Source organism: Xanthomonas sp. MUS 060, from assembly GCF_000963215.1.
Lineage (GTDB): Bacteria > Pseudomonadota > Gammaproteobacteria > Xanthomonadales > Xanthomonadaceae > Xanthomonas_A.
In genome coordinates this window covers 12,723-32,703 of record NZ_JZIM01000014.1, presented here as the reverse complement: position 1 = coordinate 32,703, position 19,981 = coordinate 12,723, and the positions used below count along the sequence as shown (strand labels likewise).

Sequence of the window (19,981 nt, the reverse complement as noted above, 5' to 3'; positions counted from 1 at the left end):
CGCAGGCCACGCGGTATCATGAAAGAACGATACGTACACTCTCGCGCGGCAGTGCCGTTGCGAACGATAGGATGGTGATATGGCGCAAACCCACGCGGCGAACGATCCACTGATCTGGATCGATCTGGAAATGACCGGTTTGGATACCGAAGGCGATTCGATCATCGAAATCGCCACGGTGGTCACCGATGCGCAACTCAACGTGTTGGCGGAGGGGCCGGAGTTCGCCATCGCGCATCCATTGCAGACGCTGGAAGCGATGGACGAGTGGAACCGCAATCAGCACCGTCAGTCCGGGCTGTGGCAGCGTGTGCTCGATAGCCAGGTCGGTCTGGCCCAGGCCGAGGCGCAGACGATGGCGTTCCTGACACAGTGGTGCAAGCCTGGCGTCTCGCCGATGTGCGGTAACTCGATTTGCCAGGATCGGCGCTTCCTGCACCGGCAGATGCCACGACTGGAGCGTTTCTTCCACTATCGCAATCTGGACGTGTCCACACTGAAGGAACTGGCGCGGCGCTGGGCGCCGACGGTGTCCGCCGGGCTCGTCAAGACCTCCTCGCATACCGCGCTCAGCGACGTGCACGACTCCATCGCCGAACTGCGTTACTACCGGCCGTTCATGGGCACGTTGGGCGGGCAGGACATCGCCTAAGAGTCGCTTCGCGACGTTTTGTTAGCCACGCTAAGGCCTGCTTCGTATCGGCAGGTCCGCGCGATCTAGGCGCAGTTGTCGTTTTTGTGTCCAGATCAGGGTGTCTGTGGCGGCTCGGCCGTGCTGCCGCCTTGATCGATGACGCTCCTGCGCAACAGCTCGGCGATCATAGCCCCGTCGGCGGCGTGGTGATACACGTGCAAGTCACGCTGTGGGTAGGGAATGCTGAGGCCGTTCTCCAGCAGTTGGTTGCGGATCTGTTCCACATCGCCTAAGAGTCGCTTCGCGACGTTTTGTTAGCCACGCTAAGGCCTGCTTCGTATCGGCAGGTCCGCGCGATCTAGGCGCAGTTGTCGTTTTTGTGTCCAGATCAGGGTGTCTGTGGCGGCTCGGCCGTGCTGCCGCCTTGATCGATGACGCTCCTGCGCAACAGCTCGGCGATCATAGCCCCGTCGGCGGCGTGGTGATACACGTGCAAGTCACGCTGTGGGTAGGGAATGCTGAGGCCGTTCTCCAGCAGTTGGTTGCGGATCTGTTCCAGGGTGGTGCTCTTGGCGGTGCCGAAGTCGCTGTTCTTGGTATAGGCGAATAGCGTCAGATCGACCGTGCTTTCGCCGAGCTTGGCGATCTGGACGAACGGTGCTGGCGTTTTCAGGATGGCGGGATTGTTCTCGGCGATCTGCACAAGCAGGTCTTGCGCTTTCTTGAGGTCGTCGCCATACCCGACGCCGACGGTGATCTCCAGACGCCGATTGGGCAGGGTGCTGTAGTTGACGATCGGTGCGGTCGTGATCGTGCTGTTGGGCAGGGTGACCATGCGCTCGTCGAATGTGCGCAGGCGGGTCTGGAAGATCCGGATCTCTTCCACCACGCCTTCCTGGCTGGCCACGACCACATGATCGCCGTCGCGTATCGGCCGCAGGACGATCAGCATCACGCCCGAAGCGATGTTGGACAGTGAATCCTTCAGCGCCAGGCCGACGCCCAATCCAGCGGCGCCGAGTACGGTGAACAACGAGGTCGGCGGTACCCCGATTTTCTGTAGTGCGCTCACCAGCACCAGCACCAGCATCAAGGCATAGCTGAGGTTGCGCAGAAATTTACTGAGCGTGCTTTCCACTCCAGCGCGTAGCAGCGCATGTTGCAACCACAGACTCAGCCGTTTGGCGATCCACATCCCGGCGATCAGGATGAGCAACGCCACAGCTAGGTCGAGCGCATATCGAGCCCAATCCAGTTGTGTCCAATCGAACGTGGGCGTCGCTGGCGCAACCGAAGAAGCGCCCGTGGCCGCTGCCCATGCCATCCTCCATCTGCCTGCCATTGCCTTAACCTTCGCGCTTGCGCTTGGCCAGTCGCAGCCAGGTATCGACCACCGTGTCCGGATTCAGCGACAACGACTCGATGCCTTCCTGCATCAGCCACTCCGCCAGGTCGGGATGGTCCGACGGACCCTGACCACAAATGCCCACATACTTGCCCTTGGCTCGTGCGGCCTTGATCGCCATCGATAGCAGCTTCTTGATTGCTGGATTGCGCTCGTCGAACAGGTGCGCCACGATCGAGGAATCGCGGTCCAGTCCCAGGGTGAGCTGGGTCAGATCGTTGGAGCCGATCGAGAAGCCGTCGAAGATGTCGAGAAATTCCTCGGCCAGCAAGGCGTTCGATGGCACTTCGCACATCATGATGATCTTCAGGCCGTTCTCGCCCCGGCGCAGTCCGTTACCAGCCAGAACCTCGATGACCTTGCGGCCTTCTTCCAGGGTGCGCACGAATGGAATCATCACCCACAGATTGTCCAGGCCCATGGTGTCGCGCACCTTCAGCACCGCTTCGCATTCCAGTGCGAACGCGGCGGTGAAACTCGGATCGACGTAGCGGCTGGCGCCACGGAAGCCGATCATCGGGTTTTCTTCGTGCGGTTCGTAGTGGGTGCCACCGATCAGGTTGGCGTACTCGTTGGATTTGAAGTCCGACAGGCGCACGATCACCGGGTGCGGCGCGACCGAGGCGGTCAAAGTGGCGATGCCCTCGGCCAGGCGGTTGACGTAAAAGCTGACCGGGTCGGCGTAGCCAGCGATCTTTGCATCGATCTTTTGCCTGGTCGCCGCGTCCTGCTTGGCGTAGTTCAGCAGTGCGTTGGGGTGGATGCCGATGTGCGCGGCAATGATCATCTCCAGTCGCGCCAGGCCGATGCCGGCATTGGGGAGTTGGCCGAAATCGAACGCGCGCTCCGGGTTGGCCACGTTCATCATGATCTTCAAGGGGGCCGGTGGCATGTTGTCCAGATCGGTGCTGATGCGCTCGAACGGCAGGCGTCCGTTGTAGATGTAACCGGTGTCGCCCTCGGTGCAACTGACGGTGATGTCGCTGCCGTCGGCGATCAAGCCCATCGCGTTGCCGGTGCCGACCACCGCCGGCACGCCCAGTTCGCGCGCGATGATCGCCGCGTGGCAGGTACGCCCGCCGCGGTTGGTGACGATGGCCGAGGCGCGTTTCATCACCGGCTCCCAGTCGGGATCGGTCATGTCGGCGACCAGCACGTCGCCGGGCTGCACCCGATGCATGTCCTCCAGGCTGCGCACCACGCGCGCGACACCAGCGCCGATTTTCTGGCCGATGGCGCGGCCTTCGGCAATCACGTCGCCGCGCTGTTGCAACACGAAGCGTTCGATCCGGGTGGCATGTCCGCGCGATTTCACCGTCTCCGGGCGCGCCTGCACGATGAACAACTTGCCGCTGACGCCGTCTTTGGCCCATTCGATGTCCATCGGGCGCTGGTAGTGCTGCTCGATCACCAACGCCTGCTTGGCCAGTTCCTGCACGTCCTCGTCGCTGATCGAGAAGGTGTTGCGCAGTGCCGCCGGTGTGTCTTCGATGCGCACGCGCTCGCCGGGCACCTCGGAATACACCATGCGGATCGCCTTACTGCCGAGCGAGCGACGCAGGATCGCTGGCTTGCCGGCCTTCAGTGTGGGCTTGTAGACGTAGAACTCGTCGGGGTTGACCGCGCCTTGCACGACCATTTCACCCAGGCCGAAGCTCGCGGTCACGAACACCACCTCGCGAAAGCCCGATTCGGTGTCGAGCGTGAACAGCACGCCGGATGCGCCGACGCCCGAGCGCACCATCAGTTGCACGCCGGCGGACAGGAACACGTCCTCGTGCTTGAAGCCATGATGTACGCGATAAGCGATGGCGCGGTCGTTGTACAAACTGGCGAACACCTCCTTGACCTTCTGCACGACAGCGTCGGCGCCGCTCACGTTGAGGAAGGTTTCCTGCTGACCGGCGAAGCTGGCATCGGGCAAATCTTCGGCGGTGGCCGAGGAGCGCACGGCCACCGCGACCTCGCCACCACCGTTTTCGTTGCATAGCTTGAGATAGGCGTGACGAATGGCCTGATCCAATGCGGGTTGCAGCGGCGCGTCAATGACCCAGTCGCGGATTTCCTTGCCGGTGGCGGTCAGCGCAGTGACGTCTTCTACATCCAAGGTGGCGAGCTTGTCGAAGATACGTCGATCAAGCGCGTTGTGTGCGACGAACGCCTTGAATGCGTCTGATGTGGTGGCGAAACCGCCCGGCACCGACACACCCAATCCGGCCAGATTGCCGATCATTTCACCGAGAGAGGCGTTCTTGCCGCCGACGCGGGCCAGATCGGTCAGGCGCAACTCATGCAGCCAAAGAATGTTCTCGTTCAAGTGCCAGGCTCCGTCTTGGCCATCGCCCGAGGCGGGCTGAACAGCCGCATCCGTGAGAAAATACGCCGTATCATGCAGCGCATCCGCACATCCGCACAAGCGCAATGGAGCGTGTCCTTTGCGTGACAGCCAGGAACATGCAGACCATGTCGACGATCCGGCCGGTGTTCTACGTCTCCGATGGAACCGGTATCACCGCTGAAACCATTGGGCATAGCTTGCTGACCCAGTTCACTGGTTTCAACTTCGTCACTGACCGCATTGCATTCGTCGACGATGCGGAAAAAGCCCGCGAGGCGGCGCAGCGGATCCATGCGACGGGCGAGCGCTATCAGGTGCGGCCGATCGTGGTGAATTCCTGCGTCGACCCGCGGTTGAGCATGCTGCTGGCCGAGAGCGGAGCGCTGATGCTGGACGTGTTCGCACCGTTTATCGAGCCACTGGAGCGCGAATTGAACGCGCCACGGCACGCGCGGGTGGGGCAGGCGCATGGCATGGTGGATTTCGAGACCTATCACCGCCGCATCAATGCGATGAATTTCGCCTTGACCCATGACGATGGCATCGCGCTGACTTACGACGAAGCCGATCTCATCCTGGTGGCCGTCTCGCGCGCGGGCAAGACACCGACTTGCATCTATCTGGCGCTGCACTATGGCGTGCGTGCGGCCAATTATCCGTTGACCGATGAAGATCTGGATCACGACCGTCTACCGCCGCGTCTGCGCGCCTATCGCAACAAACTGTTCGGGCTGACCATCGACCCGGAGCGCTTGCAGCAGATCCGCCAGGAACGGCGGCCAAATTCGCGCTATGCCAACCTGGAGACGTGCCGGCGCGAAGTCGCCGCGGCCGAGAGCATGTTCCGCATGGAGCGGATCCCGACCTTGAGTACGACGCATACCTCGATCGAGGAGATTTCCAGCAAGGTGCTGACCACGTTGGGGCTGCAGCGCGAGATGTTCTGAGGGCAGGTTCAGCGATACGGGCCGGGCCTGAGCGGCGCAGAATCTTGCTGAACCGGCGTACTCGCGTTCGCGAAGTGGGTTTCCACGGTAGGCCGGCTGGTCCGATCCGTCAATGCTGCCGCTTACACCCTCCAGCGTGTACGATCGGGACCATGCCGCACGCCCTGACCCGTAGCGAACGTATCCCCCGGCTGAGCCGATTTGCCTGGTTGATGGGGTTGTATGCCGAGAATTATCAGCATCTCAATCGCCTGTTCGCGCCGGCCGATCTGGTCGTGGGCAGTTATGTCTCCAGTATCGGCGACGGTCTGGACCTGCGTCTGGACGTGATCGAACACCATCGCTACACCGTGGAACTGCGCATCACCTACGACCTGTGCGATCCGTTGACTGGCGAACCGGATCCGTCGGCCTATGTGCGCCTGTATCGCGACGCACGCCAGGCCGAAACCACCCATTGCTATGTCGGTCGTCGCTGGCAGGACGTCATGGGCTTGTATCCGCCGCCAGCGGAACTGATCAGCCACCGCATGCGCATGAATACGTTTCTCAGCAAGTGGCTGGACTACCTGGCCGAGCGCGGCCATGGCGTGGCCACATTGAAGCCGGTGCCGCCGCTGCCACGCCTGCGACACGATACGGCGGCTCCCGCAGTCTAAACGCCGATACGGCATACTGCGCCACAGCCCATCGCTCCGCCCGCGCATGCCTTATACCCCGATCGTCGCCACCCTCGGCTACGTGCTTTCTCCCGACCGCTCCCAGGTGCTGCTGGTGCATCGCAATGCGCGGCCCGGCGACCAGCACTTGGGCAAGTACAACGGCCTCGGCGGCAAGGTCGAGGCGGACGAGGATGTCTTGGCCGGAATGCGCCGCGAAATCCGTGAGGAAGCCGGCATCGAGTGCGAAACCTTGCAGTTGCGTGGCACTATCAGTTGGCCGGGCTTCGGCAAGCAGGGCGAGGACTGGCTGGGCTTCGTGTTCCTGATCGATGCCTACAGCGGCGAACCGTATTGCGAAAATGCCGAGGGCAGCCTGGCCTGGGTGCCGGTGGCGCAGATGGCGACGCTGCCTTTGTGGGAAGGCGACCGCCATTTCTTGCCGTTGGTGTTCGACGACGATCCGCGTCCTTTCCATGGCGTCATGCCTTATCGCGATGGACGCATGCTGTCCTGGCGCTATTCGCGGGTGTGAGCTGCACATCGGTGTCGGCGCGCGCTGGTTGTCCACAACGGCTGTGGATCGATGCCGGACAAGGTTGTGGGCAACGTCGACAAGTAGCTGAAATTGCTGGTCATATGCGCTGAGTGGCGAAAAAATCGGCAGGCATTGGCGTGGTTCTCCACAGCGGTTGTGGATGGAATCGCCGCAAGTCTGTGGATAAGCACTGGCCGGGGTTGCTGCGCAAGGCGGGTGTCGACGTTGGCGAAAATAGCGCCAGGGCGGCCACAAGAGCGCGGCCGCCTTCCCCACAGCGACGGGGATGAGTGCAACTACTGCGCGGTCCAGCCACCATCGATGGCGATGGTTTGTGCGGTGATGTTGCGCGCGGCAGGCGAGGCGAGGAACGCCACGCAACCGGCCAATTCGTCGTAGTCGATGAACACGCCCTTGGGCATCGGCTTGAGCATCACTTGCGCGACCACGTCGGCTTCGGAAATGCCGCGGGTGCGGGCCTGGTCGGCGATCTGCTTGTCCACCAGTGGCGTTTTGACGTAGCTGGGGCAAAGCGTGTTGATGGTGATGTCGGTATCGGCGGTTTCCAGTGCGATCGCCTTGGAGAATCCGACCAGCCCGTGCTTGGCCGCGACATAGGCGCTCTTGTAGGGGCTGGCGACCAACGAATGGATGCTGCCGATATTGACGATGCGGCCGAAACCGCGCGCGCGCATACCCGGCAACACCGCCTGGGTCAGTCGCGCCACGCCGGTGAGCATCACGTCCACCAGCAGGCTCCACTTGTCCATCGGGAAGTCCTGCAAGGGTGCCACGTGCTGCAACCCGGCATTGTTGACCAGCACGTCCACCGGTCGCGACAACGCGGCCAGCGCCGCCGCGATGCTGGCCGCGCTGCCGACGTCCAACGCCACCGCTTCGGCCGAACCGCCAGCCTCACGCAATTGCGTGGCCACGCTGGCAGCGGCGTCGGCGTCGAGGTCACTGACCACGATGTGACGGCCACTGCTGGCGAGTTCGCGGGCGATGCCAGCGCCGATGCCGCTGGCGGCGCCGGTGATCAGGACAGTCTGCATGGGGCGTACCTGTGCGGGAGTAGGGCGTCCAGCGTAACAGCGCAGCGCGACAAGCCGCAGCGGCGGCGCTCGCCAGTGCGGCGGCGGCACGCTACTCTGTATTGGTCCATTAGGACGCCTACGTCGAATCCGCCCTACATGCCAATGACATGTCGATGAAACGTCATTTCTCGATGTTGCGCGAGTTCCGGCTGGCCGATTGGTTCACCCTCGGCAATGCTTTCTGCGGGACTGGCGCGGTGTTCGCGGCGATGCGTTTTCTGCAGGATGGCCGATGCAGCGACCTGCTCTTCGGCATGACGCTGATTCCATTGGCGTTCGTGTTCGATGCCCTGGATGGCCGGGTGGCGCGTTGGCGCAAGTCGGCCTCCACTCTGGGGCGCGAGTTGGATTCGCTGGCCGACGTGATTTCCTTCGGCGTCGCTCCGGCGGCGTTGGCCTACGCCTGCGGCATGCAAGGCGCCTGGGACTGGCTGGTACTGAGCTTCTTCGTGTGTTGCGGAGTCAGCCGCCTGGCACGCTACAACGTCACCGCCGAGCAACTGGCCGGCGATGACGACAAGGTCCCGTATTTCGAAGGTACCCCGATTCCCAGCAGCCTGGGCTTGGTGATCGTGCTGGCGATCGCCGCGCATCTTGGCCGCATCGGCGATGCACTGTGGTGGGGCCAATGTCGCCTGGGCCCTTGGTTACTGCACCCATTGGTGCTGCTGTTCGCGTTGTCCGGGTCCCTGATGATCAGTAAGACCCTGCGCATTCCCAAGCCTTGAGCGGCGACGTATTGCTATCATCGCGAACCTGCTTGGGAGAGTGGCGATGAAAGCTAGCGGCGGCACGAGCCCCGGCGATTTCGAAGCAATGGCACGGCAATACTGGGGCGCCTGGAGTGCCATGTTGCAACAGGGGAGCGCCGCGGCGGCGGCGGCGCCCATGCGCGAGAGCGGGTCCTGGCGCGAGGCCATCGATGCCTGGGCGCAATGGCTGCCGGGTGGCACGTCAACGCAGGCAGAGGACGCGGTTGCAAAGTTCCAGCAGCACGCCGGCGCTTGGCTCGGCGCGATGCAGCAAGTGGCCGCCAGCTTCGCCGGGCGCGATGCCAGCAGTGCCGAGGTGGCCGATGCCTGGAAGCTTCAGGTGCAGAGCCAACGCGAGCAATGCCTGCAGTGGTTGCTCGGTTCGCTGCGTGGCGCTGGTCAGGCCACGCTCGACCCGTGGCTGCAGCAAACGGCGCAGTGGATGCAGGGCCTGCGACGCGATAGCAGCCCATGGCTGCAGATGCCTGGATTCGGCCCCGCCCGCAACCATCATGCGCGTTGGCGGGCGCTGACCAAGGCGCAGCAGGAGTATCTGGCACAGTCGCAGGCTTATCTGGCGCTGCTGCATGCGGCCATCGACCGTGCGTTCGTTGTGTTCGAGGAGAAATTGCGCGCACACGAGGACCCAGGCCGGCAATTGACCAACGCGCGGGCGATGTTCGACCTGTGGATCGACGCCGCCGAAGAGGCCTATGCGGCGGCGGCGTTGTCGCCGCAGTTCCAACAGGTCTACGCCGATTTCGCCAATGCGCAGATGCGGTTACGGGCGTTGCTGCAACGCGAGCTCGAGCAGGTCTGCGAGCAAATGGGCCTGCCGACGCGTACCGAGCTGGATGCCGCGCATGGCCGCATCGCCGATCTGGAGCGGCGTCTGCGTCGGCTGGAGCGCGGCGCGGGGCAGGGCGCTGGCACGGCGCATCCGCCAGCGGCGGAGAGTGCCTCAGCCGCCGCCCTCTCGACACCTCCGGCCGCGCCGGCTAAACGCGCCGCATCCAAGAAGGCCCCGGCGAAGACGGCTCAGGCCATGCCGTCGGCAACGGCCAAAGCGCACCGTGGCCTCGGTGCGTCGCCGCCACGACGGAGCCGTGCATGAAGGGGCCGTTGAGTTTCAGTAGCGACGATCTGCTGCAGGAAACCCTGGAACTGCAGCGCAAGCTGCTCGAAGGCATGCGGGTACTGCCCGGCCTGGACGAGGTGCAGTACGGGGCCACTGCACGCCAGCAGGTATGGCGCGATGGCAAGGTCGTGTTGTACCGCTTCCTCGGCAGTCAAGCACCGACGGCCAAGGTGCCATTGCTGATCGTGTATGCCTTGGTCAACCGCCCGTACATGGTGGATTTGCAGGCTGATCGTTCGCTGGTCCAGGGTCTACTGGCCCTGGGCGAGGATGTGTATGTGCTGGATTGGGGCTACCCTGATCGATCCGAGCGCTACCTGACCCTGGAAGATTACTTGCTGCGCTACATCGACGGTGCGGTGGATCATCTGCGCGGCAGCAATGCCTGCGCGCCGGTGAATGTCCTGGGTATTTGTCAGGGCGGCACGTTTTCGCTGTGCTATGCCGCATTGCGACCGGAGAAAGTGCGCAATCTGGTGACGATGGTGACTCCGGTGGATTTCCACACGCCGGACAACATGCTCTCGAACTGGGTACGTCAGCTCGACGTGGACCTGCTCGTGGATACCTTGGGCAATGTGCCGGCCGATATGATGAACGTCAGTTACCTGATGCTCAAACCATTCCGGCTGAATCTGCAGAAATACGTCGGCCTGCTCGACATCCTCGACGATCCGCAGGCGCTGGAGGATTTCCTGCGCATGGAGAAGTGGATCTTCGACTCGCCGGATCTGGCGGGCGAGACGTTTCGCGAATTCGTCAAACAGTTCTATCAGGACAATGCGCTGGTGCATGGCCGTGCACGGATCGGTGAGCACACGGTGGATCTCGGACAGGTGACGATGCCGGTGCTCAACGTTTACGCCGAGCAAGACCATCTGGTGCCGCCGGACGCCTCGCGTGCGCTGCGCGGGGTGGTCGGTAGCCACGACTACGCCGAACTGAGTTTCCGTGGTGGACATATCGGCATCTACGTCTCTGGCCGCGCCCAGCGTGAAGTACCGGCAGCGCTGCATCGCTGGTTGGCCGAGCGCGACGGCGGACACTGAGTTTGCCGTCTACCGTGGTTCGCCCATTCGGCAGCGCCCCGACCAGCGTTTCATGCCGAAATGACCGACTTGCGCCGTCGCATCACCACGTTGGCCGCACTCGCCCCGGCGGTGAACACGCCAGGTGGACGGTGACGATATGGTCCAGGTCCTTCCAGAGAAGTTGTTGGCTTGGTTAATTTCATGTGATTTTTGGAGGTTCGCCCGTAGAGCAATATCCCTGGATGGGCTTTGGTGCAGAACTTCCTCACATGGCGCTGTGTAGTGTGCATGTCGGCTCCACTGAGTTCCCGTTAGAAGAAACGTGATCTCTGGTTGCTGTTGATATCGGCCGTAGCAATGGTGGTGAGAAGCAACTGGTACCTCGGCACTTGCGCATGACTTGCGCATGTCCATGAAAGAAACCAAGCGTGGATCTGAGATTGACGTCGAGTGTCTGCTGTAGCTGAGCAACCGGCAGCCAAGGATCATGGCGCCGGAGTCGTTGCAAGACGATATTCTGGCGGAGCGTTTGCATAGGTATGATTCGCGTTGACCCCGGCGTGCGAACCCTGGGGTGGTCGCCCGCCTAGTCGGGCCAGCGATGGTTCGCATCGACCTGTCCCGACCATGACCGCATCCGACTCCAGCTCCGCCCATTCGTTGCCTGTAAGCGTCGACCCGGACTCACCTGCTAGCGTGTCCAACCGGCGCAGCGATATCTTCTTCGCGGCGGTGCAGACCACGCGCATGCCGATGATCGTCACCGATCCGCACCAGCCGGACAACCCGATCATCTTCGTCAATAACGCGTTCCTGGAGATGACCGGCTACAGCCATGAGGAGCTGATCGGCAATAATTGTCGCTTCCTGCAAGGGCCCGACACCGACCGCGAAACCGTGCGCAGCGTGCGCGATGCCATCGCCGCGCACACCGAAGTGGCCGTGGAGATCCTCAACTATCGCAAGGACGGTTCCAGTTTCTGGAACGCGTTGTACATCTCTCCGGTCTACGACGAGCGTGGCGAGCTGGTTTACTACTTCGGTTCGCAATTGGATGTCAGCCGTCGTCGCGATGCCGAGGATGCCTTGCGTCAGGCGCAGAAGATGGAGGCTTTGGGTCAGCTCACCGGTGGTATCGCGCACGACTTCAACAACCTGCTGCAGATCATGTCCGGTTATCTGGAGCTGATCGAGAATGCGGTGCAGAGCGAGCCGGTCACTTCGCCATTGTTGTCCAAGAGCGTGGAGCGTGCCCGCGATGCCGCCAGCCAGGCGGCGCGGTTGACCCAGCAATTGTTGGCGTTCGCGCGCAAGCAGAAGTTGGAAGGACGCGTACTCAATCTCAATACGCTGGTAGCCGGGATGAGCGATGTGGCAAAGCGCACCCTCGGCGACAGCATCGCATTTTCGCTGGAACTGGCCTCGGATTTGCGCAACTGCCGGATCGATCCGACCCAGGCCGAGGTCGCGTTGCTGAACATCCTGATCAACGCACGTGATGCGATGGCCGAGCAGCCCGTGCCGCGCTTGGTGATCCAGACCCGCAACGTGTCGGTGCGGGTCAACGAACCGACGACCTACGATAATTTGCTGCCCGGTCACTACGTGTGCGTATCGGTTACCGATAACGGCAGCGGCATGCCGCCGGAGGTGCTGGCCCGTGTGCTGGATCCGTTCTTCACCACCAAGGACGAAGGCAAGGGCACTGGCCTGGGCCTGTCGATGGTGTATGGCTTTGCCAAGCAATCCGGCGGTGCGGTGCGCCTGTATTCCGAGGATGGCCATGGCACCACCGTGCGCTTGTATTTCCCGATCGACGACAATGTCGAGAACATGGCGCCGCGCGACTCGCGCACACGCCGTCCATTCGATCGCCAGGGCGACGAGACTATCCTGATCGTGGAGGATCGGCCAGACATCGCCGACTTGGCGCGCCTGTTCCTGGAGGACCAGGGCTATGTCACGCATGTGGTGTACAACGCGCGCGAAGCGCTGGCGCTGATCGATACCGGCATCCATGTGGACTTGCTGTATTCGGACTTGATCATGCCCGGCGGCCTCAATGGGGTGATGCTGGCGCGCGAGGTGCGACGCCGAAGGCCGTGCATCAAGGTATTGTTGACTACTGGCTATGCGGAGTCCTCGATCGAACGCACCGATGCCGGTGGCAATGAATTCGAAGTGCTGGCCAAGCCCTACAACCGCCAGGAGCTGACCCGCAAGGTCCGCATGGTGTTGGATGGTCCGAACGGAACGGAGTGAGTTGAGCGCGACAGGTCCGCGCGCGCCTGTCAACGGGTTCCCCGGTGGCGCGCGCACTGCGAAAATAGGGCCTTTCCGCAAGGCGGCTTCGGCCGGACGCAATGCACGACACTCAGCTCGCCCAGCAGATCGCCCACACCATCGCCGCCGAGATCGGTGCGCAGCCAGCGCAAGCGCGCGCCGCCATCGCGCTGCTCGATGAAGGTGCCAGCGTCCCGTTCATCGCGCGCTACCGTAAGGAGGTCACCGGCGGCCTGGACGATACCCAGCTACGCAATCTGGAAGTGCGTCTGCTCTACCTGCGCGAACTGGAGGAGCGCCGCGCCGCGGTCCTGAGCAGCATCGCCGAGCAGGGCAAGCTCAGCGATGAACTGCGCGCGGAAATCGTCGCCGCCGACACCAAGTCGCGTTTGGAAGACCTCTACCTGCCATACAAGCCCAAGCGCCGCACGCGTGCGCAGATCGCCCGCGAGGCTGGGCTGGAGCCGCTGGCCGATGGGCTGCTGGCCGATCCGTCGCAGGTGCCGGAAACGGTTGCCGCCTGTTTCGTCGATGCAGACAAGGGTGTGGCCGACGTCAAGGCGGCGTTGGAGGGCGCGCGCGCGATCCTGATGGAACGCTGGGGCGAAGATGCGTCGTTGGTCGGCGAATTGCGTACCTGGTTGAGCGAGGTCGGGGTGATCCGCGCTCGCGTCGCCGAAGGCAAGGAGCAGGAAGGGGCCAAGTATCGCGATTATTTCGATCACGCCGAAGCCCTGGCGAAAATTCCCTCGCACCGCTTGTTGGCCCTGTTTCGTGCGCGTCGCGAAGATATCGTCTCCCTGGAACTGGATCCTGGCAGCGACGCCGACGCTGGCCACCAGTACGCCGAGGGGCGGGTCGCATTGCGTGCGGGGATCGCCAACCAGGGCCGGCCTGGCGATCGCTGGCTGCTCGATGCCTGCCGCATGACCTGGCGTGCCAAGCTGCACATGCATCTGCTGCTGGATCTGTTCAACCAGGCGCGCGAAAAAGCCGAGGCCGAGGCCATCGCCGTGTTCGGCGACAACCTGCAGGATCTGATGTTGGCCGCGCCGGCCGGTCCGCGCGTGACCTTGGGGCTGGACCCGGGCATCCGGACCGGCTGCAAGATCGCGGTGGTCGATGCCACCGGCAAGCTGCTCGCCACCGAGACGATTTATCCGCACGAGCCGCGCCGGCAATGGGATCAGGCGTTGCACACCCTCAAGCAGTTGTGCACCCAGCATGGCGTGGAGTTGATCGCCATCGGCAACGGCACCGCCAGCCGCGAGACCGACAAGCTGGCGGCGGATTTGATCAAGCGCAATCCGCAACTGTCGCTGGAAAAGATCGTGGTCAGCGAGGCAGGGGCATCGGTGTATTCGGCCTCGGAATTTGCGGCAAAGGAATTTCCGCAATTGGACGTATCGTTGCGCGGAGCGGTGTCAATCGCGCGGCGTTTGCAGGACCCGTTGGCGGAACTGGTCAAAATCGAGCCGAAAGCGATCGGCGTGGGCCAGTACCAACACGACGTGGACCAGTACCGCCTTGCGCGGGCATTGGATGCCAGGGTGGAGGACTGCGTCAACGCGGTGGGCGTGTACGTCAATACCGCCTCGGCGGCACTGCTGTCGCGGGTGTCGGGGCTCTCCTCCAGCGTGGCCGAGAACATCGTGCGTCATCGCGACGACAATGGTCCGTTCAAGCGTCGCAAGGAGCTGCTGAAAGTGTCGCGGCTGGGCGAGAAGACCTTCGAACAGTGCGCCGGCTTCCTGCGCATTGCCGATGGCGAGGAACCGCTGGATGCCTCGGCAGTGCATCCGGAAGCCTATCCGGTGGTGGAGCGCATCGTCAGTGCCACCGGCAAGCCGATCAAGGCGCTGATCGGCGATGGCAGTTTCCTGCGCAGCCTCAAGCCGGATCAGTTCACCGACGCGACGTTTGGTCTGCCGACCGTGCGCGACATCCTCAAGGAACTTGAAAAGCCGGGGCGCGACCCGCGTCCGGAGTTCAAGGCCGCACGTTTCGCCGACGGCGTGGAGGACATCAAGGACCTCAAGCCGGGCATGGTGCTGGAGGGGGTGGTCAGCAACGTCGCCGCTTTCGGTGCATTCGTCGATATCGGTGTGCACCAGGACGGCCTGGTGCATATCTCCGCCTTGTCGGATAGCTACGTCAAGGATCCGCGCGAGGTGGTCAAGGCCGGTGACATCGTCAAGGTCAAGGTGCTGGAAGTGGATGTGGCACGTAAGCGCATCGCACTGACCCGCCGCCTGGACGACACACCGGCGCCGACGCGGACAGGCGAACGCGACGGTGGCGCACGCGTGCCGGCCGATGCGGCGCGTCGCGAGCAACGCGATGGCAACAGGGGCGGCGGTAACGCCAAACCGCGTCCAGCTGCAGTCGTACCGGCGAACAACGCACTGGCCGACGCGTTCGCGCGGGCAAAGCGCGGTTGAAGTGAAGACGCTGGCTGCCGAGTGATCTCGGCAGCCAGACTCAGGCCGGTTCGGTCTTGGAGTTGGAACCTTGTTCGGTCACTGGCTGTGGCGTCACCAGCGAAGCCGCCAGTTCGATCAACTTCACCGGATCCACGGGTTTACCCAGGTGTGCATCGAAGCCGGCCTCCAAGGCCAGCGCACGATCTTCGCTGCGCACGTAGGCGGTCAGTGCGATTGCGGGAATGCGGCTGGTCGGTCCGGCCCCGCGTGCGCGGATGCTGCGAATCAGGCTGTGTCCATCGCGGCGCGGCATGCCCACGTCGCTGATCAATAGCGCATAAGGGCGCTCGCGCAACAGTGCCTCGGCGTCGTTGGCGGATACTGCGGTTTCCACTGTTGCACCGGCTTCCTGCAAAAAGCGCTGGGTGACGCCGCGAGAATCCATATCGTCGTCGACCACCAACACGCGGACTCCGTCCATACGAATGCCGCCAGGACGCAATCCACCACTGGTGATCGCGCTGCCGTCTTGGCTGCTGATGTGATCCAGCCCATGCAGATCGTTGCGCGGCAATAGCAGGGTAAAGGTCGAGCCGAGGTCCAGGCCATCGCTGCTGACCGACAATTGCCCATGATGCAGTTCCGCCAATTGCTTGGCGATGGCCAAGCCCAGGCCGAGTCCACCGGCACTGCGGGTACTGCTGGCATCGGCCTGACGGAAGCGATCAAACACGTGCGGCAGAAACAGCGGTTCGATACCCAAGCCGGTATCGCTAACTTCGATGCGCATATGGGTGCTGCTGTTGCTCAGCGTCACCGTGATCTTGCCTGTGCTGGGAGTGAACTTGATCGCATTGCCGATCAAATTGGTCAACACCTGCTGCAGGCGTACCGTATCGCCCAGATACGGGGGGAGAGGCGCGCTATGTGGGATCAGCACGATATCCACGCCCTTGTCTTCGGCGCTGGGCCGGGCCGCGTCGATCGTTTCGCCGATCAGAGCGTGCAGATCCAATTCTGTCGGTTCCAGGCGGACCTTGCCGGAAAGAATCGCGCTCATGTCCAGCAAGTCGTCGATGATCTGCGCCTGGGTATGGGCGCTGCGCTCGATCACTTGCAGGCCTTTGCTGAGATCTTTTTCGCGCACCGCCGTCTCCTGCATGAGTCGCGCCCAGCCCAGGATTGCATTGAGTGGGGTACGCAGTTCGTGACTCAATGTGGTTAGGAATTCGTCCTTCATGCGGCTGGCGCGTTCGGCTTCGCTGCGCGCATTCTGCTCGGCGTCGAGCAGTTGCTGCAGGCGCAGGTCGGTTTTACGACGTTCGATGATAATGCCGGCTAGGCGCGAGGCCGAGCGGGCCAGTTCTTGTTCGTTTGCATTGGGGTAGTGCACGAATGGGAAATACAGCGCGACCACGCCCAACACATCGCCATCGCTGGCGATGATCGGGGTGGAGCAGCAAGCGATGATGTCGGCTTCGACGGCCACGGTCAGATACTCTTGCCAGTGCGAATCCAGGCGTACATCGCTGCACAGTACCTGCCGGCGCAAGTGGGCCGCGCGTCCGCAGGAGCCTGTGTTGGCATCGATCGGTAGGCGATGGATGGCCTTGCGGAATCCGTCCGGCATGCTCGGCGCCGCGCCCACCAACAGGCATTGCTGGTGTTCGTCGACGAGCATGATGGTGCAGCGCAAGCCGACATCGCTCTGCGCTTCGATACCCCGCGTGATTGCTTCCAACACCGCGTTCAAGGGTTTCCCGGTAGTGATCATCTCCAGCACCGAGCGCTCGGCGGCGGTAGCGTGCTCGATGCGCTTGCGTTCGGCGATGTCCATCAACGAGCCGATGAAGCCAAGGAACTGGCCCGATGAACTGAAACGTGGGCTGGCGGTATCCACGCACCAGCGGTACTCGCCGTCGTGGCGGCGCAAGCGGTATTCGACCGTGTAGGCGCGGCGGTCGTTTGACGCCCGCGCCAGCATGCGTCCGGTCGCGGCGACGTCGTCGACATGGACCTTTTCCAGCCAGCCAGTCCCCATTGCCTCCTGTTCGCTCTGGCCGGTGTAGAGGTACCACTGGCGGCTGATGTATTCGTAATCGCCATCGGCATTGGACATCCAGATCATGACCGGCGCGTTGTCGCATAGGTTGCGGAAGCGCAAGTCGCTTTCCTGCAGGCGCTGTTCGACCATGCGGCGGTCGTGAATGTCGGTGTTGGTGCCGATCCAGCGCACGATCTGGCCAGTCTCGTCGCGGATCGCCAGGGCGCGCCCAAGGTGCCAGCGATAGTTGCCGTCATGACGGCGCAGCGGATACTCGATTTCGTAGGGTTCGCCGCTACGCAAGGCTTCCGGCCACACCTGCATTACCCGCGCCAAACCTTCTGCGGTATGGATCTTGCGCCAACTCTCGTAGCCCGCTTCGCCGACCGGCAGGCCGGTGTACTCGTACCAGCGTTTGTTGAAGTAGTCGACATGGCCGTCGGGCGTGGCGGTGAATACGATCTGCGGCATTGCATCGGCCAACTTGCGCAGGCGTGCCTCGCTGCTGGCCAGTTCCGCTTGTGCGCTCGCCCGTTCGATTGATTCCCAGCAGCGTGCCGCTACCAGCCGCACCAGTTCGATTTCCGCCGACGTCCACACGCGTGGATGCGTTTGGTGCACGCTGATGACCGCGACCAGGCGTCCTGCCTTGTGTAGCGGTGCGGTCAACACCGCGCGCAGTTCCAGCCGCTGCTGGTCGAGATCGTCCAAGCGCAGCGCAGGAGTGTGGGTTTGGGTATCGGCCACGACCCAGGGGCGGTTCTCGCGCAGGCAGTCGAGCAGATCGCTACCGAACTCGCTCAGGCACGCGCGTCCGGTGCGGTGAGCGGCACCGTCGACGTAGTCAGCGCGTATATCGAAGGTGTCTTCGTCGGGGTCGACGATCGCGTAGGCGCAGCGGTTCGCGCGCAGATGCTTGCCGAGCATCGCCGCGCCGGTTTCGCAGATGGCCTCGGCGTTATCCAAATTCTGCAGCGTGTCTTCGAGCATCAGCAGGAAACTGTCGTGCGCCTGAGCACGAATCTGCTCGGTACGATCAATGCCGTGCACCAGCACTCTGGTGACGTTGCCATCGGCATCGCGGATGGGCTGATAGACACAGTCCATATTGGTTTCCGACATCGCCCCGTGTGCGGTGCGGCACAGGTTGAAGGTCATCGACTTGCCGGTGAACGGCATGCCGCTGGCACGCACGCCGTCCAGCAATTCCAGCAAGCCTTGCTGGTGAACCTCCGGGATCGCCTCGGCCAGCGGTCGGCCGACCAGTTCGCGTGGCCCGATCAGTTCCTGATAGCGTGGGTTGACGCTTTCGATCACGTAGTCGGGGCCGCGCAAAATCGCCAGCGCGGCGGGGGATTGCTCGAAGGCATCGGCCATCTGGGTGCGTTGCACGTCCAGAGCCCTCAGCAGGCTATCGCGCTCGCGCTCCAGGGTGAGGTGCGTGGTGTCTTCCATGCAAACGCACAGCACACCGCCGATATCGCCGTGGTCGTCGTAGAGCGGGCTATGGGAAAAGGTGAAATACACCTGTTCGCTGTAGCCGTTGCGCAGCAATGTCAAAGGTATGTGTGCGTTCCAAGTGGATTGGCCGGTAGCGAAGGCCTGTTCGGCCTGCGCCTTCATTGCTGGCCACACGTCCGGCCATGCCTCTTCAGCTGGGCATCCGAATGCAGCGGGATGGCGTTGTCCCAGAAGCGGGATGTAGGCATCGTTGTATAGGCTGCTCATCCGCTCGCCCCAGCGGATCACCATCGGGAAACGCGACGTCAGGCAGATGGACAGGGCGGTCCGCAGGCTTTGCGGCCACTCTTCCATCTGGCCCAGTGCGTGGTTGGACCAGTCGATTCCGCGCAACAGTTCCCCCGTGACGCTGTCGGCAGGGAGCCTGACAGTAGGCGGTGAACGTTCGTGTGCGTTGATGGCGATGTTCCTCGAGTCGAGCTTGCCACGATGACAAACTAGCAATCAAGGATTCTCAAGGTCTAGTGGTCATCTTGGTGTGAGCGTCTCCCAATGCCTTGATGAGCTGCTCGGACAGATAGGGTTTGGTCAGCACCACCCCAGTGGCGAAACTAGCCGGAAGGGACGCGGCGGCCACCCCAGTGGCCAGCACGTAGGGGATGGCGCGTTCGCTCAACACCCGGGCGACTGGCTCACTGGTTTCGCCGGCGGCCAATCGGAAATCGAGGACCGCTCGATCTGGGCGTTCGCTGTCGATCAAGGCCAGGGCCTGCTTCACCGACGCGGCGATACCGACGACATCGGCACCGGCTTGGGCAAGCTGTAACTCCAGCAGCGTCGCGTTCATTTCGTCGTTCTCGACCACCAAGATACGCAGGCCCCCCAATGCCGACATCGCTTGCTCGTTAAAGTTTCAGAAATGAGAGTATAGCGGCAGCGTCAATCCTAGCGCGTAGACTTGCATCCTGCTGCAGGATTGAAGTTGGTGCCTATGGTGTTCTGGCAGCCAAGTCAGCTATACTCGTCGGCCGCGCCGAAGTGGCGGAATCGGTAGACGCAGCGGATTCAAAATCCGCCGCAAATCCGCCGCCCTTAAAAGCGTGTGGGTTCGAGTCCCACCTTCGGCACCAGTGTATTGTTTCATGACGTCCGATGACGTACAGAAACTTCAACTAAACCCGCAACTTAGCGGGTTTTTTTGTGCCCGTTAATCCGGTGATGTCCAGGGGTG

At 62.7% G+C, this 19,981-nt stretch carries 14 protein-coding genes, 1 tRNA gene and 1 pseudogene; 10 read left to right on the top strand and 6 right to left on the bottom strand.

The genetic code is table 11. The features are described 5' to 3' along the window. Positions 1-79: 79 nt before the first annotated feature. Positions 80-652 carry an oligoribonuclease gene (gene orn, locus XANALMUS060_RS12535; protein ID WP_045738712.1) on the top strand — a complete coding sequence of 191 codons (573 nt, stop codon included), beginning with the start codon at positions 80-82 and terminating at the stop codon, positions 650-652. Positions 653-747: 95 nt separating this feature from the next. On the opposite strand, the pseudogene XANALMUS060_RS19910 reads toward orn, so the two are convergent. The 3 genes and pseudogenes from XANALMUS060_RS19910 to ppsA all read right to left on the bottom strand — a co-directional run. After that, positions 748-918, bottom strand: a pseudogene (locus XANALMUS060_RS19910) (mechanosensitive ion channel family protein); the annotation flags it as partial. Positions 919-1,022: 104 nt separating this feature from the next. Further along, positions 1,023-1,958 carry a mechanosensitive ion channel family protein gene (locus XANALMUS060_RS12530; RefSeq protein WP_045738711.1) on the bottom strand — a complete coding sequence of 312 codons (936 nt, stop codon included), beginning with the start codon at positions 1,956-1,958 and terminating at the stop codon, positions 1,023-1,025. A gap of 22 nt (positions 1,959-1,980) precedes the next feature. Beyond that, positions 1,981-4,356, bottom strand: a complete 2,376-nt coding sequence (ppsA, locus tag XANALMUS060_RS12525; protein WP_045738757.1) for a phosphoenolpyruvate synthase — start codon at positions 4,354-4,356, stop codon at positions 1,981-1,983. A gap of 146 nt (positions 4,357-4,502) precedes the next feature. Here ppsA and XANALMUS060_RS12520 point away from each other — a divergent pair, with 146 nt between their 5' ends. The 3 genes from XANALMUS060_RS12520 to XANALMUS060_RS12510 all read left to right on the top strand — a co-directional run bounded on the left by XANALMUS060_RS12520 (position 4,503) and on the right by XANALMUS060_RS12510 (position 6,518). Next, a complete protein-coding gene (locus XANALMUS060_RS12520; protein ID WP_045729042.1) occupies positions 4,503-5,324 on the top strand; it encodes a pyruvate, water dikinase regulatory protein in 822 nt (273 codons plus the stop codon). A 152-nt stretch (positions 5,325-5,476) separates the two neighbouring features. Then, a complete protein-coding gene (locus XANALMUS060_RS12515; protein ID WP_045738710.1) occupies positions 5,477-5,983 on the top strand; it encodes a DUF1249 domain-containing protein in 507 nt (168 codons plus the stop codon). Positions 5,984-6,029: 46 nt separating this feature from the next. Further along, positions 6,030-6,518, top strand: coding sequence for an 8-oxo-dGTP diphosphatase (locus XANALMUS060_RS12510; RefSeq protein ID WP_045738709.1), 489 nt, complete (start codon positions 6,030-6,032; stop codon positions 6,516-6,518). Between the two features lie 299 nt (positions 6,519-6,817). On the opposite strand, the gene XANALMUS060_RS12505 is transcribed toward XANALMUS060_RS12510, so the two are convergent. Further along, positions 6,818-7,576, bottom strand: a complete 759-nt coding sequence (locus tag XANALMUS060_RS12505) for a 3-hydroxybutyrate dehydrogenase (protein ID WP_045738708.1) — start codon at positions 7,574-7,576, stop codon at positions 6,818-6,820. 155 nt (positions 7,577-7,731) lie between these two features. Here XANALMUS060_RS12505 and XANALMUS060_RS12500 point away from each other — a divergent pair, with 155 nt between their 5' ends. The 5 genes from XANALMUS060_RS12500 (at position 7,732) to XANALMUS060_RS12480 (ending at position 15,263) form a co-directional block, all read left to right on the top strand. Further along, complete coding sequence (locus XANALMUS060_RS12500) at positions 7,732-8,346, top strand: CDP-alcohol phosphatidyltransferase family protein (RefSeq protein WP_045738707.1); 615 nt, start codon at positions 7,732-7,734, stop codon at positions 8,344-8,346. Between the two features lie 46 nt (positions 8,347-8,392). Then, positions 8,393-9,484, top strand: a complete 1,092-nt coding sequence (gene phaE / locus XANALMUS060_RS12495) for a class III poly(R)-hydroxyalkanoic acid synthase subunit PhaE (RefSeq protein ID WP_045738706.1) — start codon at positions 8,393-8,395, stop codon at positions 9,482-9,484. Then, positions 9,481-10,557, top strand: a complete 1,077-nt coding sequence (locus tag XANALMUS060_RS12490; RefSeq protein ID WP_045738705.1) for a class III poly(R)-hydroxyalkanoic acid synthase subunit PhaC — start codon at positions 9,481-9,483, stop codon at positions 10,555-10,557. The genes phaE and XANALMUS060_RS12490 overlap by 4 nt, the downstream gene beginning before the upstream one ends. 609 nt (positions 10,558-11,166) lie before the next feature. Continuing rightward, positions 11,167-12,801 carry a hybrid sensor histidine kinase/response regulator gene (locus tag XANALMUS060_RS12485; RefSeq protein ID WP_045738704.1) on the top strand — a complete coding sequence of 545 codons (1,635 nt, stop codon included), beginning with the start codon at positions 11,167-11,169 and terminating at the stop codon, positions 12,799-12,801. Positions 12,802-12,902: 101 nt separating this feature from the next. Beyond that, positions 12,903-15,263 (top strand): Tex family protein, encoded by a 2,361-nt coding sequence (locus XANALMUS060_RS12480; protein ID WP_045738703.1) that lies wholly within the window; start codon positions 12,903-12,905, stop codon positions 15,261-15,263. 40 nt (positions 15,264-15,303) lie between these two features. Here the strand turns inward: XANALMUS060_RS12480 and XANALMUS060_RS12475 are convergent, their stop codons facing one another. Both XANALMUS060_RS12475 and XANALMUS060_RS12470 read right to left on the bottom strand, forming a co-directional pair. Further along, positions 15,304-19,104: a PAS domain S-box protein gene (locus tag XANALMUS060_RS12475; protein WP_235430478.1), complete on the bottom strand. Its 3,801-nt coding sequence runs from the start codon at positions 19,102-19,104 to the stop codon at positions 15,304-15,306. A 160-nt stretch (positions 19,105-19,264) separates the two neighbouring features. Then, a complete protein-coding gene (locus tag XANALMUS060_RS12470; RefSeq protein ID WP_045738702.1) occupies positions 19,265-19,645 on the bottom strand; it encodes a response regulator in 381 nt (126 codons plus the stop codon). Between the two features lie 137 nt (positions 19,646-19,782). On the opposite strand from XANALMUS060_RS12470, the gene XANALMUS060_RS12465 reads away from it, so the two are divergent. Beyond that, positions 19,783-19,880 (top strand) — tRNA-Leu (locus tag XANALMUS060_RS12465). Positions 19,881-19,981: the final 101 nt, after the last annotated feature.